This window comes from Pseudarthrobacter sp. SORGH_AS 212, from assembly GCF_030818145.1.
Taxonomy (GTDB): Bacteria; Actinomycetota; Actinomycetes; order Actinomycetales; family Micrococcaceae; genus Arthrobacter.
This window is the reverse complement of the sequence record NZ_JAUTAA010000001.1, coordinates 722,891-741,147: the sequence shown is the minus strand read 5'-3', so window position 1 is coordinate 741,147 and position 18,257 is coordinate 722,891. Positions and strand designations below refer to the sequence as shown.

General features: G+C 65.6%; 15 protein-coding genes. 8 read left to right on the top strand and 7 right to left on the bottom strand.

Annotation, left to right across the window (positions count from 1 at the left end; genetic code table 11):
* Positions 1–44: 44 nt before the first annotated feature.
* From QE394_RS03255 to QE394_RS03240, 4 genes are all read right to left on the bottom strand, one after another.
* Entirely contained in the window at positions 45–1,142 is a 1,098-nt protein-coding gene (locus tag QE394_RS03255) for a sugar-binding protein (protein WP_056082098.1), read from the bottom strand.
* Positions 1,143–1,193: 51 nt separating this feature from the next.
* A complete protein-coding gene (gene mmsB, locus QE394_RS03250; RefSeq protein ID WP_261620767.1) occupies positions 1,194–2,477 on the bottom strand; it encodes a multiple monosaccharide ABC transporter permease in 1,284 nt (427 codons plus the stop codon).
* Positions 2,478–2,520: 43 nt separating this feature from the next.
* Positions 2,521–4,083, bottom strand: a complete 1,563-nt coding sequence (gene mmsA / locus QE394_RS03245; protein WP_261620766.1) for a multiple monosaccharide ABC transporter ATP-binding protein — start codon at positions 4,081–4,083, stop codon at positions 2,521–2,523.
* A 132-nt stretch (positions 4,084–4,215) separates the two neighbouring features.
* Complete coding sequence (locus tag QE394_RS03240) at positions 4,216–5,406, bottom strand: ROK family transcriptional regulator (protein ID WP_056082089.1); 1,191 nt, start codon at positions 5,404–5,406, stop codon at positions 4,216–4,218.
* Positions 5,407–5,575: 169 nt separating this feature from the next.
* On the opposite strand from QE394_RS03240, the gene QE394_RS03235 reads away from it, so the two are divergent.
* The gene (locus QE394_RS03235) at positions 5,576–6,406 is read left to right on the top strand and encodes a nitrilase-related carbon-nitrogen hydrolase (protein WP_056082085.1); all 831 of its coding nucleotides are present in this window, start codon (positions 5,576–5,578) and stop codon (positions 6,404–6,406) included.
* A 24-nt stretch (positions 6,407–6,430) separates the two neighbouring features.
* Here the strand turns inward: QE394_RS03235 and QE394_RS03230 are convergent, their stop codons facing one another.
* Positions 6,431–8,098: a PucR family transcriptional regulator gene (locus tag QE394_RS03230; protein WP_349033691.1), complete on the bottom strand. Its 1,668-nt coding sequence runs from the start codon at positions 8,096–8,098 to the stop codon at positions 6,431–6,433.
* 104 nt (positions 8,099–8,202) lie between these two features.
* Here QE394_RS03230 and QE394_RS03225 point away from each other — a divergent pair, with 104 nt between their 5' ends.
* Positions 8,203–9,705, top strand: coding sequence for an amino acid permease (locus tag QE394_RS03225; protein WP_349033690.1), 1,503 nt, complete (start codon positions 8,203–8,205; stop codon positions 9,703–9,705).
* A 71-nt stretch (positions 9,706–9,776) separates the two neighbouring features.
* A complete protein-coding gene (locus QE394_RS03220; RefSeq protein WP_261620762.1) occupies positions 9,777–11,510 on the top strand; it encodes an NAD(P)/FAD-dependent oxidoreductase in 1,734 nt (577 codons plus the stop codon).
* Here the strand turns inward: QE394_RS03220 and QE394_RS03215 are convergent.
* Positions 11,507–12,025, bottom strand: a complete 519-nt coding sequence (locus QE394_RS03215; RefSeq protein WP_056082076.1) for a gamma carbonic anhydrase family protein — start codon at positions 12,023–12,025, stop codon at positions 11,507–11,509. The genes QE394_RS03220 and QE394_RS03215 overlap by 4 nt on opposite strands.
* Before the next feature lie 82 nt (positions 12,026–12,107).
* A complete protein-coding gene (gene purU / locus QE394_RS03210; RefSeq protein ID WP_056082074.1) occupies positions 12,108–12,968 on the bottom strand; it encodes a formyltetrahydrofolate deformylase in 861 nt (286 codons plus the stop codon).
* A gap of 275 nt (positions 12,969–13,243) precedes the next feature.
* Here purU and glyA point away from each other — a divergent pair, with 275 nt between their 5' ends.
* From glyA to QE394_RS03185, 5 genes are all read left to right on the top strand, one after another.
* Positions 13,244–14,542, top strand: a complete 1,299-nt coding sequence (gene glyA, locus QE394_RS03205) for a serine hydroxymethyltransferase (RefSeq protein WP_056082071.1) — start codon at positions 13,244–13,246, stop codon at positions 14,540–14,542.
* Positions 14,543–14,545: 3 nt separating this feature from the next.
* Entirely contained in the window at positions 14,546–15,448 is a 903-nt protein-coding gene (locus QE394_RS03200; RefSeq protein ID WP_349033689.1) for a bifunctional methylenetetrahydrofolate dehydrogenase/methenyltetrahydrofolate cyclohydrolase, read from the top strand.
* A 129-nt stretch (positions 15,449–15,577) separates the two neighbouring features.
* Positions 15,578–16,555 carry an ABC transporter ATP-binding protein gene (locus QE394_RS03195; RefSeq protein WP_056082066.1) on the top strand — a complete coding sequence of 326 codons (978 nt, stop codon included), beginning with the start codon at positions 15,578–15,580 and terminating at the stop codon, positions 16,553–16,555.
* Complete coding sequence (locus tag QE394_RS03190; protein ID WP_056082063.1) at positions 16,548–17,399, top strand: ABC transporter permease; 852 nt, start codon at positions 16,548–16,550, stop codon at positions 17,397–17,399. Before QE394_RS03195 ends, QE394_RS03190 begins: the two co-directional genes overlap by 8 nt.
* An 8-nt stretch (positions 17,400–17,407) precedes the next feature.
* Complete coding sequence (locus QE394_RS03185) at positions 17,408–18,241, top strand: ABC transporter permease (RefSeq protein ID WP_056082385.1); 834 nt, start codon at positions 17,408–17,410, stop codon at positions 18,239–18,241.
* The last annotated feature ends 16 nt before the right edge of the window (positions 18,242–18,257 follow it).

Sequence of the window (18,257 nt, the reverse complement as noted above, 5' to 3'; positions counted from 1 at the left end):
AGCCCGGCCCCCACAAGGGAGCCGGGCTGTTCCGGAATGAAGTGCTACTTGGTGATCGGGCCCAGTACCGGATCGTCGGCGTAGGCGGTCTTCACGTTGGCGGCGGTCACGATGACCGGCTCCAGCAGGTAGGCCGGAACGGTCTTCACGCCGTTGTTGTAGGAGTCCTTGTCGTTGATTTCCAGGTCCTTGCCGGCCTGGAGGTCCTTCACCATGGTGATGGCGTGCTCAACGAGCTTGCGGGTGTCCTTGTTGATGGTTGAGTACTGCTCTCCGGCCATGATGGACTTGACCGACTCGACCTCGGAGTCCTGGCCGGTCACCACGGGGAGCGGCTTGCCGGCTGCCTTGACGGAGGTCAGGACTGCGCGGGCCAGGGTGTCGTTCGGGGAGAGGACGCCGTCCAGGGAAGCACTGGTGTAGCTGCCGGTCAGCAGCGTGTCAGCGCGGCGCTGGGCGTTCTCGGCCTTCCAGCCCTGGGTGACAGCCTGTTCGAAGTTCGTCTGGCCGGACAGCACCTTGAGCGTGCCGTCGTCGATCTTCGGCTTCAGGACGCTCATGGCGCCGTCGAAGAAGACCTTGGCGTTGGCATCATCAGGGGAGCCGGCGAACAGTTCGACGTTGTACGGGCCATTGGGCTTCTTGGCCTTGAGTCCGTCCAGCAGGGCCTGGCCCTGCAGTTCGCCAACCTTGAAGTTGTCGTAGGCCACGTAGTAGTCCACGTTCTCGGTGTTCAGCAGCAGCCGGTCATAGGCAATGATGGTGGCGCCGGCGTCCTTGGCCTGCTTGAGCTGGGTGCCCAGCTGGGAGCCGTCGATGGCGCCCACGATGATGACTTTGGCACCCTTGGTGACCATCGCGCTGATCTGGTTCTGCTGCTCCGACACGCCGCCGTTGGCGAACTGGACGTCAGCCTTGAAGCCCGCTCCGTTGAGGCCGTCATTGAACAGCTTCTCGGCCAGGACCCAGTTCTCACTGGTCTTCTGGGGAAGCGCGACGCCGATGGAGGAGTTCTGTTCGAATCCGCCGGCGCCGCCACTCGCTCCGCCCGATGGGGTTTCCGAGCGGCCGCAGCCCGTCAGCGCCAGTGCTGCGATGGCAGCTACCGCTGCGGCCTTTCCTGCTTTACCAAACATTCGCATAGTTGGTTTTCTCTTTCTTTGTGATGGATTACCGCTATTCGGTTGCAAAGCTCAGGCTTCCCTGGCAATCGCTTCCTTGGTGGAGGTGGTTTCGTCGGGCTGGGTGGGGCTGCTGGGGCCACCGCCGGACCGGCCCATGTTCCTGGTCAGCAGGCCGATGATGGACGTCTTGCCCTGGCTCTTGTTGTAGACGTCGAAGGCGACGGCGATCAGCAGCACCAGGCCCTTGATGATCTGGGTAAGGTCGGCGCCGACGCCGAGCAGCTGGAGGCCGTTGTTCAGTACCGCCATGACCAGGCCACCGATGATGGACCCGACCACGGTGCCCACGCCGCCGGTCACCGCGGCGCCGCCGATAAAGACTGCAGCGATGGCGTCCAGTTCCCAGCCCACGCCGTCGAACGGGCCTGATGCCGTGGACCGGCCAACGAAAATCATGCCGGCCAGGCCGGCCAGGATGGACATGTTCATCATCACCAGGAAGTTGACCTTCTTGGACTGCACACCGGAGAGCTCGGCCGCGTGCCGGTTCCCGCCCACTGCGTATACGTGCCGGCCCAGGATGGTACGGGAGGAGATGAAGCCGTAGAGCAGTACCAGGACAGCCAGGATGAGGCCGGGGATGGGGAACGACGTTCCGGGCCGGCCGGTGGCGAACAGGTATGTGGCGTACAGGATGGCACCGCAGACCAGGACCAGCTTCAGGGCCGTGACCCACATTTCCGGGACCTCGGCACCCAGGGCCTTGGCGCGGGACCTGGAGCGCAGTTCTCCCCAGACCACGAACGCCGCGGCGGCGATGCCGAGGAGCAGGGTGAGGTTGTTGAACCCGGTGTTAGGGCCTACTTCCGGCAGGTAGCCGGAGCCCAGGTACTGGAAGTCATTGGGGACGGGGATGGTGTTGGACTTGCCGACGAACTGGTTGAAGCCGCGGAACAGGAGCATGCCGGCCAACGTGACGATGAAGGCGGGGATCCCCACATAGGCCGTCCACCATCCTTGCCAGGCACCGATGGCGGCGCCGAGTACGAGGCCGAGCAGCACGCCCGCCCACCAGGGGATGCCCCAGTCGCGGATGGCCAGGGCAACGGTGACACCCACGAACGCCGCAACCGAACCGACGGAAAGGTCGATGTGGCCGGCGATGATCACCAGGACCATGCCGATGGCAAGGATCAGGATGTAGGAGTTGCCGTTGAAGAGGTTGATGACGTTGCCGGGCGTCAGGGTCCGGCCTTCGGTGAAGATCTGGAAGAAGACGATCAAGGCCACCAGGGCAAAGATCATGCCGAATTGGCGGGTGTTGCCGCCAAACAGCTTTTTGAGGGCGTTCATGGTCAGTCCTTGGGTCCGGAAGTTTCTGGGGTGATCCAGGGGATCAGGCGGCTTTGCGGTTGGGGTTGGAGGTCATCAGTTTCATCAGGTTTTCCTGGCTGGCCTCGTCTTTGTCCAGGACACCGGTGACGGTGCCTTCGAAGATGGTGTAGATGCGGTCGGACAGGCCCAGGAGCTCCGGGAGTTCGGAGGAAATGACAATCACTCCCTTGCCCTGGTTCGCCAGTTGCTGGATGATGCCGTAGATCTCGTACTTGGCACCGACGTCGATGCCGCGGGTGGGTTCATCCAGGATCAGCAGGTCGGGGTCCGTGAACATCCATTTGGCCAGGACCACCTTCTGCTGGTTGCCGCCGGAGAGCTTGGCCACGCCTTCTTCCACCGACGGAGTCTTGGTGCGCAGGGACTTGCGGTACTGCTCGGCAACGGTGAATTCCTGGTTCGCATCCACCACGGAGTGGCGGCTGATTTTGCGAAGGTTGGCGGCCACCGTTGTGGTCTTGATGTCATCCAGCAGGTTCAGGCCCAGGGATTTGCGGTCCTCCGTCACATAACCCAGGCCGGCATCGATGGCCTGGCGCACGGACTTGAGCGTGACTTCCTTGCCCTCCTTATAGACGTGCCCGTCGATGAACCGCCCGTACGACCGGCCGAAGACGGACCTGGCCAGTTCGGTGCGGCCCGCGCCCATCAGCCCGGCGAAACCGACGATCTCGCCCCGGCGGACAAAGAAGCTGGAGTTCTTGCACACCAGCCTGTCCTGGACCTGAGGGTGGCCCACGGTCCAGTCCTTCACCTCGAAGAAGACCTCACCGATCTTGGGGGTGTGGTCCGGGAACCTGGACTCCAGGGTGCGGCCCACCATGCCTTTGATGATCCGGTCCTCGTCCACGCCGTCCGCTTTCACGTTCAGCGTCTCGATGGACTTGCCGTCGCGGATGATGGTGATCGAATCGGCGATCTGCTCAATCTCGTTGAGCTTGTGGGAAATGATGATGGAGGTGATGCCTTTGGCCTTCAGGCCCTTCATCAGGTCCAGCAGGTGCTGGGAATCGGACTCGTTCAGGGCCGCCGTCGGTTCGTCCAGGATGAGGATCTTCACGGACTTGTTCAGCGCCTTGGCGATTTCGACGAGCTGCTGCTTGCCGACGCCGATTTCCTTGATGGGCGTGTCCGGATCCTCGCGCAGGCCTACGCGGGCCAGCAGGTCCAGGGACCGGAGCCGGGCTTCGGCCCAGTTGATAACGCCGCGCTTGGTGGGTTCGTTGCCCAGGAAGATGTTTTCCATGATGGACAGCTCGGGAATCAGCGCCAGTTCCTGGTGGATGATCACGATGCCGGCGTGCTCGCTGGCCCGGATGTCCCGGAACTGCTGCACCTGGCCCTGGTAGACGATGTCGCCGTCGTAGCTGCCGTAGGGGTAGACGCCCGAAAGGACTTTCATCAGGGTGGACTTGCCGGCCCCATTTTCGCCGCAGATGGCGTGGATTTCCCCTGCCTTTACCCGCAGGTTCACGTTGGCCAAGGCTTTAACGCCGGGGAATTCTTTGGTGATGGACCGCATCTCAAGGATGATCGGCTCCGCTTGCGTGGTCTGGGACGTCATGTGGCCCTAACCCTCCAATGCAATGACTTCTTTGTCCGGCCGGCAAAGCGCAGGGCCGTCTGATCCAAAAGTAAACTGGATCACAGCTATTGTCGTCAAGTCTTGAACGCAATTACCGGATAACGAAACGGTCTACATTTTCCGGATGCCCGCGTGCTGGAAGACCAGTGCTGCTGCACCGAGGGCCTCTGCCCGGTCGCCCAGGGATGACATGGTGAGGGTGGTGGTTTCGCCAATGACGGGCACGGCGTGCCGGACGAGGCCCCGCCTGATGGGGTCCAGCAGCAGGTCTCCAAGGCCTGCCAGGGGCCCTCCCACCACAATGACTTCCGGGTTGATCAGGTTGGCCACATTGCCCAGGGCGCGGCCCACGGACAGTCCGGCGTCATCCACCACGCGAAGGGTGGCGGGGTCGCGGTTAAGCGCCTTACGAACGATGTCCGCAGGGTTCAGCGGGCGGTCCTCACCCCGGCTTAGGAGTTCGATCATGGTGGTGGTGGACGCAATGGTTTCCAGGCAGCCCCGGTTGCCGCAGCGGCATACCAGGCCCTGTTCGTGGATGGTGGCGTGGCCGATTTCGCCGGTGATGCCGACGTTCCCGTAATAGGGTGCGCCATTGAGGATAAGCCCGGCGCCAATGCCTGATCCGATCTTCAGGAACATGAGGTTGCTGACGCCGGTGTGCTGGCCCCAGGTGACCTCGGACCATGCCCCCAGATTGGCGTCGTTATCAATGAAGACGGGGATTTTCAGTGTGTCTTCCAAGTGCTGGAGGATGTTGATCCCCACCCATTCCGGCAGGATGGCGCCCTGCGCCACTGTGCCGGTGCGGCGGTCGATGGGGCCGGGGATCCCGACGCCGGCGCCCACCACCGAGGAGCGTTCCGTTCCGCTTTCCTCGAGGAGTTTGGCGAGGAGGGCAACCGCCGCCCGGATGCCTTCCTCGGCCTGGTGGCCCAGCGGCAGCATGACCGATTCCTCGGCAATGACGTGGTAGCTCAGGGATGCCAGCACCACCCGCAGGTGCCGCCGGCCGAAGTCAATGCCTACGGCCACCGCGCCGTTGCTGTTGAGCCGGACGTTAAGGGCCCGGCGTCCGGAGCTGGTAATGGGTTCGGTGGATGCCAGCCCCGAATCCAGCATGATTTTGACGATGTTGGACACGGTGGCAGTGGAGAGTCCGGTCTGCCTGGCGAGTTCGGCCTGGGTGGACGGTCCGCCCATGAGGCTTTCGATGATCCGCTGCTGGTTCAGTTGGCGCAGCGCGGATTGCGAGCCGGGGTTCTTGGGCTTGCTCTTCGTTGAGCGCGGGGTGGCGGACATGCTAAGAACATTGCCCTATCTGCACTCTTGTAGTCAAGAAGTTAACGCATGAGTCATCTGGTGCCTGGGCCGGAGTCGGTGGGTCAATTAGCCCGTCAAACCACAGCGGCGGTGCAGATGGTCCCGCAGGACGGCCCAGTGCGGTGGCTACGCTGGGATCAGGGTTTCCATGGTGGGCCCGTCCGGAGTAGAGAAGGTGGAAACAGTGCTGCTGGCACTCCTGCAGGCAAATGCCGATGTTCTTGATATTGACGCGAACTGCGCGGTGATTGACAGTGCGGCGCGGGACGCGGCGGCTGCGGGCGCGGCAGTCCTGGTGACCCCTGAGCTCTTTCCGGTGGGCTACGCCCCCCGCCGGGTCCGGGCTGCCCTGGATCCCGCAGAACTGCCTGGCCTCCACCGGCGGCTCGCCGGCATCGCCCGCAGCCACGGCATCGGGCTCGTTTACAGCTTGCCGCGGATCACGCAGCAGGGGGAATGGCAGATCAGTGCAACCCTGCTGGACACGGACGGCAGCACGCTGCTTGGCTACGGCAAGGTCCATCTCTTTGGCGCGGACGAACGTGCCGCTTTTGCTCCTGCCGCGGAACGGCCCGGCGTCGTAAATTTCCAGGGGATCCCCACCTCCATGGTGATCTGCTACGACGTGGAGTTCCCCGAAGCCGTGCGCGCGGCCGCCGCCGGTGGCGCTGAACTCCTCCTGGTGCCAACCGCCCTGGCGCATGGGTTCGACGACGTTCCGCAGATTTTGGTCAGGGCCCGTGCGCTGGAAAGCCAGCTGGCCATCGCCTACGCGAACCATTCCGGAGTGGAAGACGGCTGCCGTTTCCTCGGCGGGAGCGTCATCGCCGGCCCGGACGGAAAACTGCTGGCCGCGGCGGGGGAGGCGCCGGTGCTGCTGTACGCCGAACTGGACGCGGACGCTCCCCGCCGTGAGCGGGCCGGGGTGCCCTACCTGGCAGAGCGCCGCCCCGATGTGTACCGCAGCTGGGGCTCCTGACCGGTCACCGGCCTGCCGCGGCAGTCAGGTGCCAGGCGGGCTTACGGAGTCCACGAACTGAAGTGCAATCCATAGCTCGGCCCGGACAGAGGCCTGGCTGAAATCCGTGTCCAGCAGCGCGGCCAGGGCGTTGACCTGGCGCCGGACACTGTTACGGTGCAGGCCCAGGTCCTTGGCGGTTGCGTCCCAGTTGCCGTTCGCTCCCAGCCAGGCGCGCAGCAGCCCCAGCTGGCTGTCCCTGCGTTCCGGATCCAACGCCATGACCGGTGCCAGCAGCCGGCGGGCAAGCATGCTGCCGGCTCCGCCGCCGAGCAGCCCGGCCACCGTCCATGCCTGCTCCTCTTCCCGTACCGTCCGCCCGGTGGCATTGACGCGGGGGCGCAGGGCACTTGCGTTACGGTACGCGGAGGGGAGGCCGGGGAGCTCGGCTGTTCCGCCAACCACCAGGCCCCAGCCCAGGCGCTCCACCTCGGCTACCAGCTGGTCATCCACCTTCAACCGGGTGATGGCGGCGAAGCCAAAATCGGTAAGTTCCACCAGCTTCGTGTCGAAAAGCCTCCGCCACTGGAGCAGCTCCCGGACCGGCCCGTCCGCCACCGCGCCCTCGAGCCGGACACCCTGGACCACCCTGAGGGGGCCCGTCCGGGTACCTGAGACGCTTTGGGCCAGCAGGTCCCGGACGCTGTTCAGCTGCCGGGTGCTGCCGCCGGCGAGGCTCTCCGGGTGCAGCAACACCGCCGTGGCCAGCTGGCTGGGCGCCAGCGAACCGCTGGTCCGCTGCCGGACAAGAAGCTCCAGCAGCCCCACCACGGAGGAAACCACGCTGTTTTGAGCAGGCGTAAGCGGTGTGGCGGTGCCCAGGACCAGCCCGCCGAGGGTAGCGTCTTTGCTGCTGCGCAGGGGGTGGCCCACGGCCAGCACCTGGCCATTCCCGGGCAGCGCCTCGGTTTCCACCCGCGGTCCGCTGCCGGCAAGAAGCTTCCTGACCAGGGGCTGCACAGTGGAAAGTTCGACGACGGCTCCTGCCTTGGCGCGGACCTTTCCGTCCGGCCCGAAAAGGGCTGCCCATACGGGGACCTTTTGCGTGAGGGCCGCCAGCAGTTCGTGCTCCGGGCGGGCCGAGAGGACGGCCCTCATGAGGTGGCGGTTCGTTTCGGCCAGCTGGCGGAACGCCTGGGCGTTGCCCGATTCCAGCAGCTTGGAAAATTCCAGTCCAAGCGCAGCAAAGGGGATGCTGGCCGGGACTTCCACCAGCGTCAGGCCGCGGCGCCGACACGCGGCTGCCACCTCGCCGGGTACGGCATCGTAGTACGGCTCCAATCCGAATCCGAGGGCGGCCACACCCGCAGCCACCAACCGGGCAACGTAGTCATCAGCCAACGCCGGATCCACCGTTCCTGGCCCGCGCGTGCGGGCGGCGTCCCCGCGCCCCTGGCCGCCGTGCCCGCTTCCCGTCCCCGCCTGAAGGAAGGGCAACCCCGCTGTGAGGACGAACTCGCCGTCCAGGAGATACGGGGTAGGATCCCCGAGCTCACTGGGCTCCACCCAGCGGAGGGGTGCACCGCCGTTGCCGGCATCGTGGAGCACCGTGACGCCGGCGGGCAGATTTCCGAGGAATCGGCCCAGTGTTACCGCGTCCTGCTCTGGAACGGCGTCGGGCGTCCCGCCGGAAATTGGTGCAATATGTCTCATGGGCTTTCACTATAGGTCACTTTGCACCCCATTGAGATGCCGCTCACACCCCTACGCTGGGGTGGGGAATCCAACCATCCACCGACCATGAACGGACGTCAACGATGACTGTGCCCACACTTCCAGGCCAGGCGACCGACCGCACTGACGGCCGCCCCTCGCTCGGCGCGCAGCTGCTCCGCCGCAAGCCCCTCGCACTTATGGCGGCTGAAGCGGACGCCGGCACCGGCGGACCCCGGCTGGTGCGGAGCTTCGGCGTGCTGCAACTGACCATGATCTCCGTCGGCGCCACCCTCGGCACCGGCATCCTGGTGATCCTGGGCGAGTCCGTTCCCCTGGCCGGCCCGGCAATCTGGATCTCGTTTGCGATTGCGGGCCTCGCCGCGTTGCTGTCCGCCGTCTCCTATGCGGAAATGGCAGGGCTGGTGCCGGTTGCAGGCTCCAGCTACTCGTACACCTACGCCACCATGGGCGAAGGCATGGCGTGGATCTGCGGATGGTGCCTGGTACTCGAATATGCGGTCTCGGTGGCCGCCGTCGCTGTGGGCGCCGGACAGTACGTCAACGAGGCCCTGGCAGTCTTCGGGTCCGTCCTTCCGGACGCGCTCTCACAGCCCCCGGGCGACGGCGGCATGGTTAACGTTCCGGCTGTGGTGATCGTTCTCCTCGCCACGGTCCTGCTGGTCCGCGGCGCAAAGGAAAGCGCCTGGATCAACACCGCCATCGTGGCGGTCAAAGTTGGCATCCTGCTGTTCTTCTGCGCCGTGGCCTTCACCGCCTTCAACGCCGGCAACTTCGATCCCCTCCTGCCCATGGGTGCCGCGGGCGTCTCCGCGGCAGCTTCCCGGGTGTTCTTCTCCTACATAGGCTTTGACGCCGCTTCCACCGCCGGCGAGGAAGCGCGCAATCCCAAGCGCGACCTGCCCCGGGCCATCGTGCTCTCCATGCTCATCGTCACCTCGATCTATGTCCTGGTTGCCGTCGCAGCTATCGGCGCCCGGCCGTGGGGATGGTTCGACGGCACGGAGGCTGCGCTGGTGAAAATCCTCGAAGAAACTACCGGGCAGCCGTGGATCGCCCTGGTCTTCGCCGTCGGAGCCGTGCTGGCCATCGCCAGCATCGTCCTGACGGTTCTCTACGGACAGACCCGGATCCTGCTCTCGATGTCACGCGACGGCCTGGTGCCACAGGTCTTCAGCCGCGTCTCCCGCCGGACTGGGACCCCCGCTGCCGGGACCCTGATTGTCGGCACCGCCGTCGCGCTCACTGCCGGCCTGGTGCCCCTTGGCGCCCTGGCCGACGCCACCAGCATCGGCACACTGTTCGCCTTCGCCCTTGTAAATGTGGCGGTCATCTACCTCCGCCGTGCCCGGCCCGAGCTCGAACGTACCTTCCGGGTGCCGTTCTTCCCCGTGACCCCGATCCTTGGCGCCATCATGTGCATCTACCTGATGGCCAACCTCGGCGCCGACACCTGGATCACCTTTGGGGTCTGGATGCTCGTGGGGGTGGCTGCCTACTTCGGCTATGGCCGCCGGAACTCCAAAGTGGCGGCCCTCCGCGGCGGCGAACACCTGGACGTGCCAGCGGCCAGCCACCAGTCCTGAGCCACGGCTCCCCGGCGACAATCCCGGACTCATTCAAACCAGCACGCAGCAACCCTGAAGGCAGATATCCAATGACCACCGCTACCGAGCTTCCCGCCTCCGATCCGTCAAGCACATCAACGCTGACGGAGAACACTCCCCGGCATCCGGAGGAGCAAGCGGCACCCATCACCATGCTCAACCCGGACTTCCCGTTCAGCTACGACCATTACCTGGCCCACCCCGGCGGGCTGGGCTCGGTTCCGGATGAACTGCTGGGCACCGAAGTCGCCGTCATCGGGGCCGGGCTTTCCGGCCTGGTTACCGCCTACGAGCTGATGAAGCTGGGGCTGCGGCCGGTGGTCTACGAAGCGGACCAAATCGGCGGCAGGCTGCGCACCGCGGCCTTCCCCGCCGCGCCGGGCGTCGTGGCGGATTTGGGTGGCATGCGCTTCCCCGTCTCCGGCAAGGCCTTCTACCACTACGTGGACCTGCTGGGGCTGGAAACCCAGGACTTCCCCAATCCGCTGGCCGACGCAACGTCCAGCACGGTGATCGAACTCGCCGGCAAGAAGCACTACGCGGAAAAGCCTGGCGACCTGCCGCCGTTTTTCCGCGAGGTCGCAGACGCCTGGAAGGCAGCCGTCAACGACGGTGCGAAGTTCGGTGAGATGCAGGATGCCATCCGCCGGCGTGACACTGCCAGGATCAAGGAACTCTGGAACGCACTGCTCCCGCTGATGGACGAACAGACGTTCTACGGCTTTATCGCGGCCAGTGACTCCTTCAAGGCGGCAGGCTTCGCGCACCGGGAGGCTTTCGGGCAGGTGGGGTTCGGCACTGGCGGCTGGGACACCGACTTTCCCAACTCCATCCTGGAAATCCTGCGAGTGGTCTACACGGACGCGGACGACCAGCACCGCTTCATCCGCGGGGGAGCGCAACGTCTGCCCGAGGCACTGTGGCAGCACGCGCCGTCGGACCTGGTGCACTGGCCCGCCGGCACGTCCCTGGCGTCGCTGCACTCCGGCTCGCCCCGCGGCGCCGTGGGAAAGATCAGCCGGGACCCGGACGGGAACCTGCGGGTCCGCGAACGGTGGGGCCGGGAGGCCAGCTACCCGGCAGTGGTGACCACGTGCCAGTCGTGGCTGCTGTCCACCCGGATCCACACCGAGGAGGCGCTGTTCCCGGCGGAGCTGTGGACGGCCATCGAACGCTCCCATTACATGCAGTCCTCCAAGACCTTCGTCATGGTGGACCGGCCGTTCTGGAAGGACATCGATCCGGAAACCGGGAACGAGGTCCTGTCCATGACGCTGACGGACCGGCTGAACCGTGCCACGTACCTGCTGGACAACGGCCCGGACCAGCCTGCCGTCATCCTGCTGTCGTACACCTGGAACGACGACGCGCTGAAGTGGCTTGCCCTCGACGCGGATGAGCGGGTGGAGCTGATGCTGCATTCGCTGGAACAGATCTACCCCGGTGTGGACATCGCGGGCCACATCGTGGGCCAGCCCATCACCGTCTCCTGGGAGGCCGACCCCAACTTCATGGGCGCCTTCAAGGCAAACCTGCCGGGCCAGTACCGGTACCAGCAGCGGCTCTTCACGCACTTCAAGCAGGACTCATTGCCCGAGTCCCAGCGCGGCATCTTCCTGGCGGGCGACGACGTCTCCTTCACCGCGGGCTGGGCCGAAGGTGCCGTGACCACCGGCCTGAACGCGGTATGGGGTGTCATCAACCACCTGGGTGGCGGTTCTGCAAACGGCAACCCGGGCCCGGGCGACCTGCTGGACGAGCTCGGCCCGATTAGCCTCGACTAACTGTGCAATTCGCGGTGCTTCGCCGCGAGCTCCACGTACCGTGACGCGTTGGCGCGGACGCCGTCGAACTCTTCCTCCGTTAGTTCCCGGCGCACCTTGCCGGGCACCCCGGCCACCAGCGAACGGGGCGGAACCACTGTTCCTTCCAGCACCACGGCGCCGGCAGCCACCAGCGAACCGGCGCCGATCACGGCGCCGTTCAGGACGGTGGCGCCCATCCCGATGAGGCAGTCGTCCTCCACGGTGCAGCCGTGGACGACGGCGGCGTGCCCCACGCTGACCCGTTCGCCCACCGAGCAGGGGAAGCCGGGGTCGGCGTGCAGCACGACGTTGTCCTGCAGGTTGCTGCCGGCACCGACGGTTATGGCGGCAGTATCCGCGCGGACCGAGACGCCGTAGAACGCGCTGGAGTCCGCGCCCAGGGTTGCGTTGCCGATGATGGACGCCGACGGGGCAATGAACGCTGATTCGTGAACGGCGGGGGAGTGACCGCCGAAAGGGTATAGGGGAGCCATGGGTTCACCCTAAGCCACCACTGCACCCAACTGGGTAGCAGCAGATGTCGTTTTGAGGCCCCAAAACGACATCTGCTGCGACTTAGTTGAAGACCACTGTCCGGTTGCCGTCCAGCAGGACCCGGTGCTCGGCGTGCCACTGCACGGCCTGGACCAGGGTGCGGCCCTCGACGTCACGGCCCATCTGCACGAACTGCTCGGGAGTCCGGGCGTGGTCCACCCGGATGACTTCCTGTTCGATGATGGGGCCCTCATCCAGGGCGGCGGTGACGTAATGGGCGGTGGCGCCGATCAGTTTCACGCCGCGGGCGTGGGCCTGGTGGTAGGGCTTGGCACCCTTGAAGGACGGCAGGAACGAGTGGTGGATGTTGATGGCCTTGCCGGTGAGGTCGGTGCAGAGCTCATCAGAGAGGATCTGCATGTAGCGGGCCAGGACGGTCAGCTCGATGTCGTGCTCCGCAATCAGGGCGCGCAGCTTGTCCTCGGCCTGTTCCTTCGTGTCCTTCGTCACCGGTATGTAGTGGAACGGGATGCCGTAGAACTCGGCAAGCCCGGCCAGGTCCCGGTGGTTGGAGACGATGGCGGGAATCTCGATGGGCAGGGTGCCGGAGCGCTGCTGGAACAGCAGGTCGTTGAGGCAGTGGGCTGACGTGCTGGCCATCACCAGGGTTCGGACCTTGTCGCCAACGGTATTAAGGCTCCATTGCATGGAGAAGGCTGCTGCCACCGGTTCCAGGGCTGCCCGCAGTTCGGAAGCAGGAGCCGCGGTGGTGACCTCCACCCGCATGAAGAAGTTGCCGGTGGCCGGGCTGCCATACTGCTGCGAATCCATGATGTTGCTTCCCGCCACCAGCAGGGCGCCGGCCACCGCGTGGACGATTCCGGGGCGGTCCGGGCAGGACAGGGTCAGTACGTAGGCTTGGTTCAGCTGGTCTTCATTCACGCGTAATAGCCTACCCGCGCGGCAGGTGCCGGTTTTGATACGCTGGAAGCGTCGCAACTGGCGTTGGGTGGCTAACCACCAGGGAGCGGCAATCACGAAGACCACGGATCGTACGCCTGGGCCGAGGGTCATGTTTTGCCGGATTTGGGCTGCCCTGCGCCAGCGCAGCAGCACCATGCCGGGCGCTTTCACGCCCTGTCATCAAGGCGGTGCGGGAGTGCGCCAGCCGGTAGCCTGACCTTAGCAGTGCCCGTTTCCCTAGCCAGGAGTTTTTCGTGACTACTACAGCCACCTCAACCACAGCAGTCAGCAACCAGCCGCTGGCCGAGCTCGACCCCGAAATCGCGGCAGTCCTGGACCAGGAGCTTGGCCGCCAGCGCGGCACCCTGGAAATGATTGCCTCCGAGAACTTTGCCCCCCGCGCCGTCATGGAGGCCCAGGGCTCCGTCCTGACCAACAAGTACGCCGAGGGCTACCCGGGCCGCCGCTACTACGGCGGCTGTGAATACGTGGACGTCGCAGAACAGCTGGCCATCGACCGGGTTAAGGCCCTGTTCGGCGCCGAGTACGCCAACGTCCAGCCCCACTCCGGTGCGCAGGCCAACGCCGCCGCGCTGTCCGCCATGATCACCCCGGGTGACAAGATCCTCGGCCTCTCCCTGGCCCACGGCGGCCACCTCACGCACGGCATGAAGCTGAACTTCTCCGGCAAGCTCTACAACGTGGCTGCCTACCAGGTAGAGGAAGACAACTTCCGCGTCGACATGGACAAGCTCCGCGAGCAGGCCATCGCCGAGAAGCCGCAGGTCATCATCGCCGGCTGGTCCGCCTACCCGCGCCACCTCGACTTCGCAGCCTTCCGCTCCATCGCCGATGAAGTGGGCGCACTGCTCTGGACGGACATGGCACACTTTGCCGGCCTGGTGGCAGCAGGCCTGCACCCCAGTCCGGTGCCGCACTCCGACGTCGTCACCTCCACCGTGCACAAGACGCTCGCCGGTCCGCGCTCGGGTGTAATCCTGGCCAAGGAACAGTGGGCAAAGAAGCTGAACTCCAACGTTTTCCCGGGCCAGCAGGGCGGCCCGCTCATGCACGTCATCGCAGCGAAGGCCGTGGCCTTCAAGATTGCCGGTACCCAGGAATTCAAGGAGCGCCAGGAGCGCGTCCTTGAAGGCGCCAAGATCATCGCCGACCGCCTGAACCAGTCCGACGTCGCCGAAGCCGGCGTCTCCGTCCTCACCGGCGGCACCGATGTGCACCTGGTCCTCGTGGACCTGCGCAACTCCCAGCTGGACGGCCAGCAGGCCGAGGACCTCCTGCACTCCGTGGGCATCACCGTCAACCGCAACGCGGTACCGTTCGATCCCCGCCCGCCGATGGTCACCTCCGGCCTCCGCATCGGTACGCCGGCACTGGCTACCCGCGGATTCGGTGCCGCGGAGTTCACCGAGGTCGCCGAGATCATCGCCACCGCCCTCAAGGCAGGCACCGGCACCGACGTTGAAGCCCTCCAGTCCCGCGTCGACAAGCTCGCCGCCGACTTCCCGCTCTACCCCCAGCACGAGCAGTGGTAACCAATGACTGAAACCACCACCGCACAGATCCTCGACGGCAAGGCTACCGCCGCTGCCATCAAGGCCGAGCTGACCGAACGCGTGGCCGCACTCAAGGCCAAGGGCGTCACCCCCGGCATCGCAACTGTGCTTGTAGGCGCCGACCCCGCCTCGCAGCTGTACGTCTCCATGAAGCACAAGCAGTCCGTGCAGATCGGGATGAACTCGATCCAGCGCGAGCTGCCGGCTGACGCCACCCAGGCCGATGTCGAGGCCCTCATTGATGAACTCAATGCGGACCCCGCCTGCCACGGGTACATTGTGCAGCTGCCGTTGCCCAAGCACCTGGACACCGACGCCATCCTGGAGCGGATCGACCCCGCCAAGGACGCCGACGGGCTCCACCCGACCAACCTTGGCCGCCTGGTGCTCAACGTCAACGGTGAGATCACCACCCCGCTGCCGTGCACGCCCCGCGGCGTCATCGAGCTCCTGGAACGCAACGGGTACAGCCTTGCCGGCAAGCACGTGGTGGTCGTCGGCCGCGGCGTCACGATTGGGCGGTCCATTGGCCTGCTGCTCACCAGGCGGGCTGTCAACGCCACGGTAACGCTGACGCACACCGGCACCAAGAACCTGTCGGAGCTGCTCAAACAGGCGGACGTCATTGTGGGCGCCGCCGGCGTCAAGCACATCGTCAAAGCCGCGGACGTTAAGCCGGGCGCTGCCCTGCTCGACGTCGGCGTTACCCGGGAGACGGATCCGGAGACCGGCAAGAGCCGCGTCCACGGAGACATCGAGCCCGCCGCCGCCGAGGTGGCCGGCTGGGTCTCGCCGAACCCCGGCGGCGTGGGTCCCATGACGGTGGCGCTGCTGATGACCAACGTGGTCGAAGCCGCGGAACGCTCGGTCGAAGCGGCCGGCTAGCCCCGGGAAACGCGCGCACGACGGCGGCGCGGAACCTTTCAAGCGAAAGGTACCGCGCCGCCGTCGGCCGTTAAAACCAAACTGCAAGTGCCCTTCCACATCACCGGCACCTCAACTAGTGTGCGGAGGGTGCACAACGAAGCCTTCCTGCCGTCCGGCACCCGGTCCGGCAGCCCGCCGTCGCGCCCCACCGTCATCGCAGCCGGCAACCTGACCAAGAAATACGGCGACCTCGCGGCCGTCAACGGTATCTCCTTCTCGGTGCCCGCGGGGGAGTCCTTCGGGCTCCTGGGCCCCAACGGCGCCGGAAAATCGACCGCTATGAAGATGATCGGCGGGGTCACCCGGCGCACCTCAGGCACCCTGGACATCATGGGCCTGGACCCGGACACGCACGGCCCGGAGGTGCGCGCGCACCTGGGCGTAGTCCCGCAGCAGGACAACCTGGACGAGGAACTGCGGGTCAGGGACAACCTGCTGGTCTACGGCCGCTACTTCGGCCTGCCCATGAGCTACCTGAAACCCAAAGCCGATGAGCTGCTGGAATTCGCACAGCTGACCGACAAAGCCAGATCCAAGGTGGACAGCCTGTCCGGCGGCATGAAGCGGCGCCTGACCATCGCCCGGTCCCTCATCAACGAACCCCGCATCCTGCTCCTGGACGAGCCCACCACGGGGCTTGATCCGCAGGCACGGCACATCCTGTGGGACCGGCTGTTCCGGCTCAAGGAACAGGGCGTCACGCTGATCCTCACCACCCACTACATGGACGAAGCAGAGCAGTTGTGCGACAGGCTCATCGTGGTGGACAAGGGCCGGATCATGGCTGAAGGGTCACCGGCGCGGCTGATCCGTGAGCATTCCACCCGGGAGGTGGTGGAACTGCGCTTCGGCTCCGAACGGAACACCACCATCGCGGCGGAGCTGGACGGCATCGGCGAACGCCTCGAGGTGCTGCCGGACCGGGTACTGATTTACGCGGACGACGGCGAGTCAGCCCTTGAGCAGGTTGCTTACCGCGGTCTGCGGCCGCTGACCTCGCTGGTCCGGCGGTCCTCGCTGGAAGACGTTTTCCTCCGCCTGACCGGACGGAGCCTCGTTGACTGACGCACGCGGTGTACGACCGCGTGCCCTGCAGGCCCACGGACCCGAAGCCGCCGCCGCCAGGGCGCGGCGCTGGGGAGCCTTCTACTACGCGGAGCAGGTGCTGCGCGTGATGAAGGGCTACAGCTGGTCCATCGTGATGTACAGCGTGGGCCAGCCCGTGGCCTACCTGTTCGCCATGGGGGTGGGACTGGCCACGCTGGTGGACGGGCAGGGCGGCGCAGCCTTCGGAGGAGTCAGCTACCTTGCGTTCATCGCCCCCGCGCTCCTGGTGTCAGCCGGTGTGATGACCGCAGCCAACGAATTCACCTTCCCGGTAATGGACGGATTCAAGTGGCGCCGCACCTACTATGGCCCGCACGCGTCGCCGCTGACCCCCGGGCAGATCGCGGCCGGCCACATCATGGCCGTCACGCTGCGCCTGCTGCTCCAGTCCGCCATCTACTTCCTCGCCGTGGCACTATTCGGCGCTTCGCCGTCAGGCTGGGGCTGGGCAGCCATCCTGGTGGCCACCCTGACAGGACTTTCATTCGGTTTGCCGCTGATGGCCTACTCCGCCTCCATCACCGAGGACAAAGGCCAGTTCGCCCTGGTGATGCGGTTCATCGTGATGCCGCTGTTCCTGTTCTCGGGAACCTTCTTTCCCCTGGACACCCTTCCGCTGGCCGTGCGCTGGATCGGTTGGATATCGCCCATCTGGCACGGTACCGAACTGGGACGGGTCCTCAGCTACGGCTACCAGGAACCGCCGCTGCTGACGCTCCTGCACCTCGCCGTCCTCGTTGGCCTGGCGGCGCTCGGCTGGACACTGACCCGCCGCCGCTTCGCCCTGAGGATGGGACAGTGAGCACCCGCATGGACCATGGAAGCCCGGCTGGCACGGCGGCTGCGGCAGCCCGGGACCGGACCTTCGGCCCGCTGTATTCCCGCAACGCCAGGGCAGTTATCGCCCGCGGGCTGATGGCCACCAGGAGCACCAACTGGCTGGTCATGCTGTCCGGGTTCTTCGAACCGGTGCTCTTCCTGGTCTCCATGGGGGTGGGGCTGGGAGCCATCGTCGGAGCGGTTGAAGGTCCCGACGGCACCGCCATCAGCTACGCGGCCTACATTGCCCCGGCACTGCTGGCAGTCTCCGCGATGAACGGGGCGGTGTACGACTCCACGTGGAACGTGTTCTTCAAAATGAACTTCGCCAAGCTGTACCAGGGCATGCTGTACACATCGCTGGGGCCGCTGGACGTTGCCCTCGGAGAGATTTTCCTGGCCCTCCTGCGCGGCATGCTCTACGCCACCGGCTTTACGGCCGTGATGGGAATGATGGGGCTGATCACCTCGCCCTGGGCCCTGCTGATGGTCCCGGCCTCGGTGCTCATCGCCTTTGGCTTCGCGAGCCTGGGCATGGGAATCACCAGCTTCCTGAAAACCTTCCAGCAGATGGACTGGATCAATTTCATCCTGCTGCCGATGTTCCTGTTCAGCGCGACGTTCTACCCGCTGAGCGTCTACCCGGAACCCATCCAGTGGTTCATCCAGGCCATGCCCTTGTGGCACGGCGTGGAACTGCTGCGCCAGATCAGTGTCGGTGCCTTCTCCGCGGCCACTGCGGTGCATATCGGCTACTACCTGGCTATGACCGCCGCGGGCATGCTCCTGACCACCCTCCGCCTGCGGGCCCTGTTCCTGAAGTAGCTCCCAACCAAGTAGC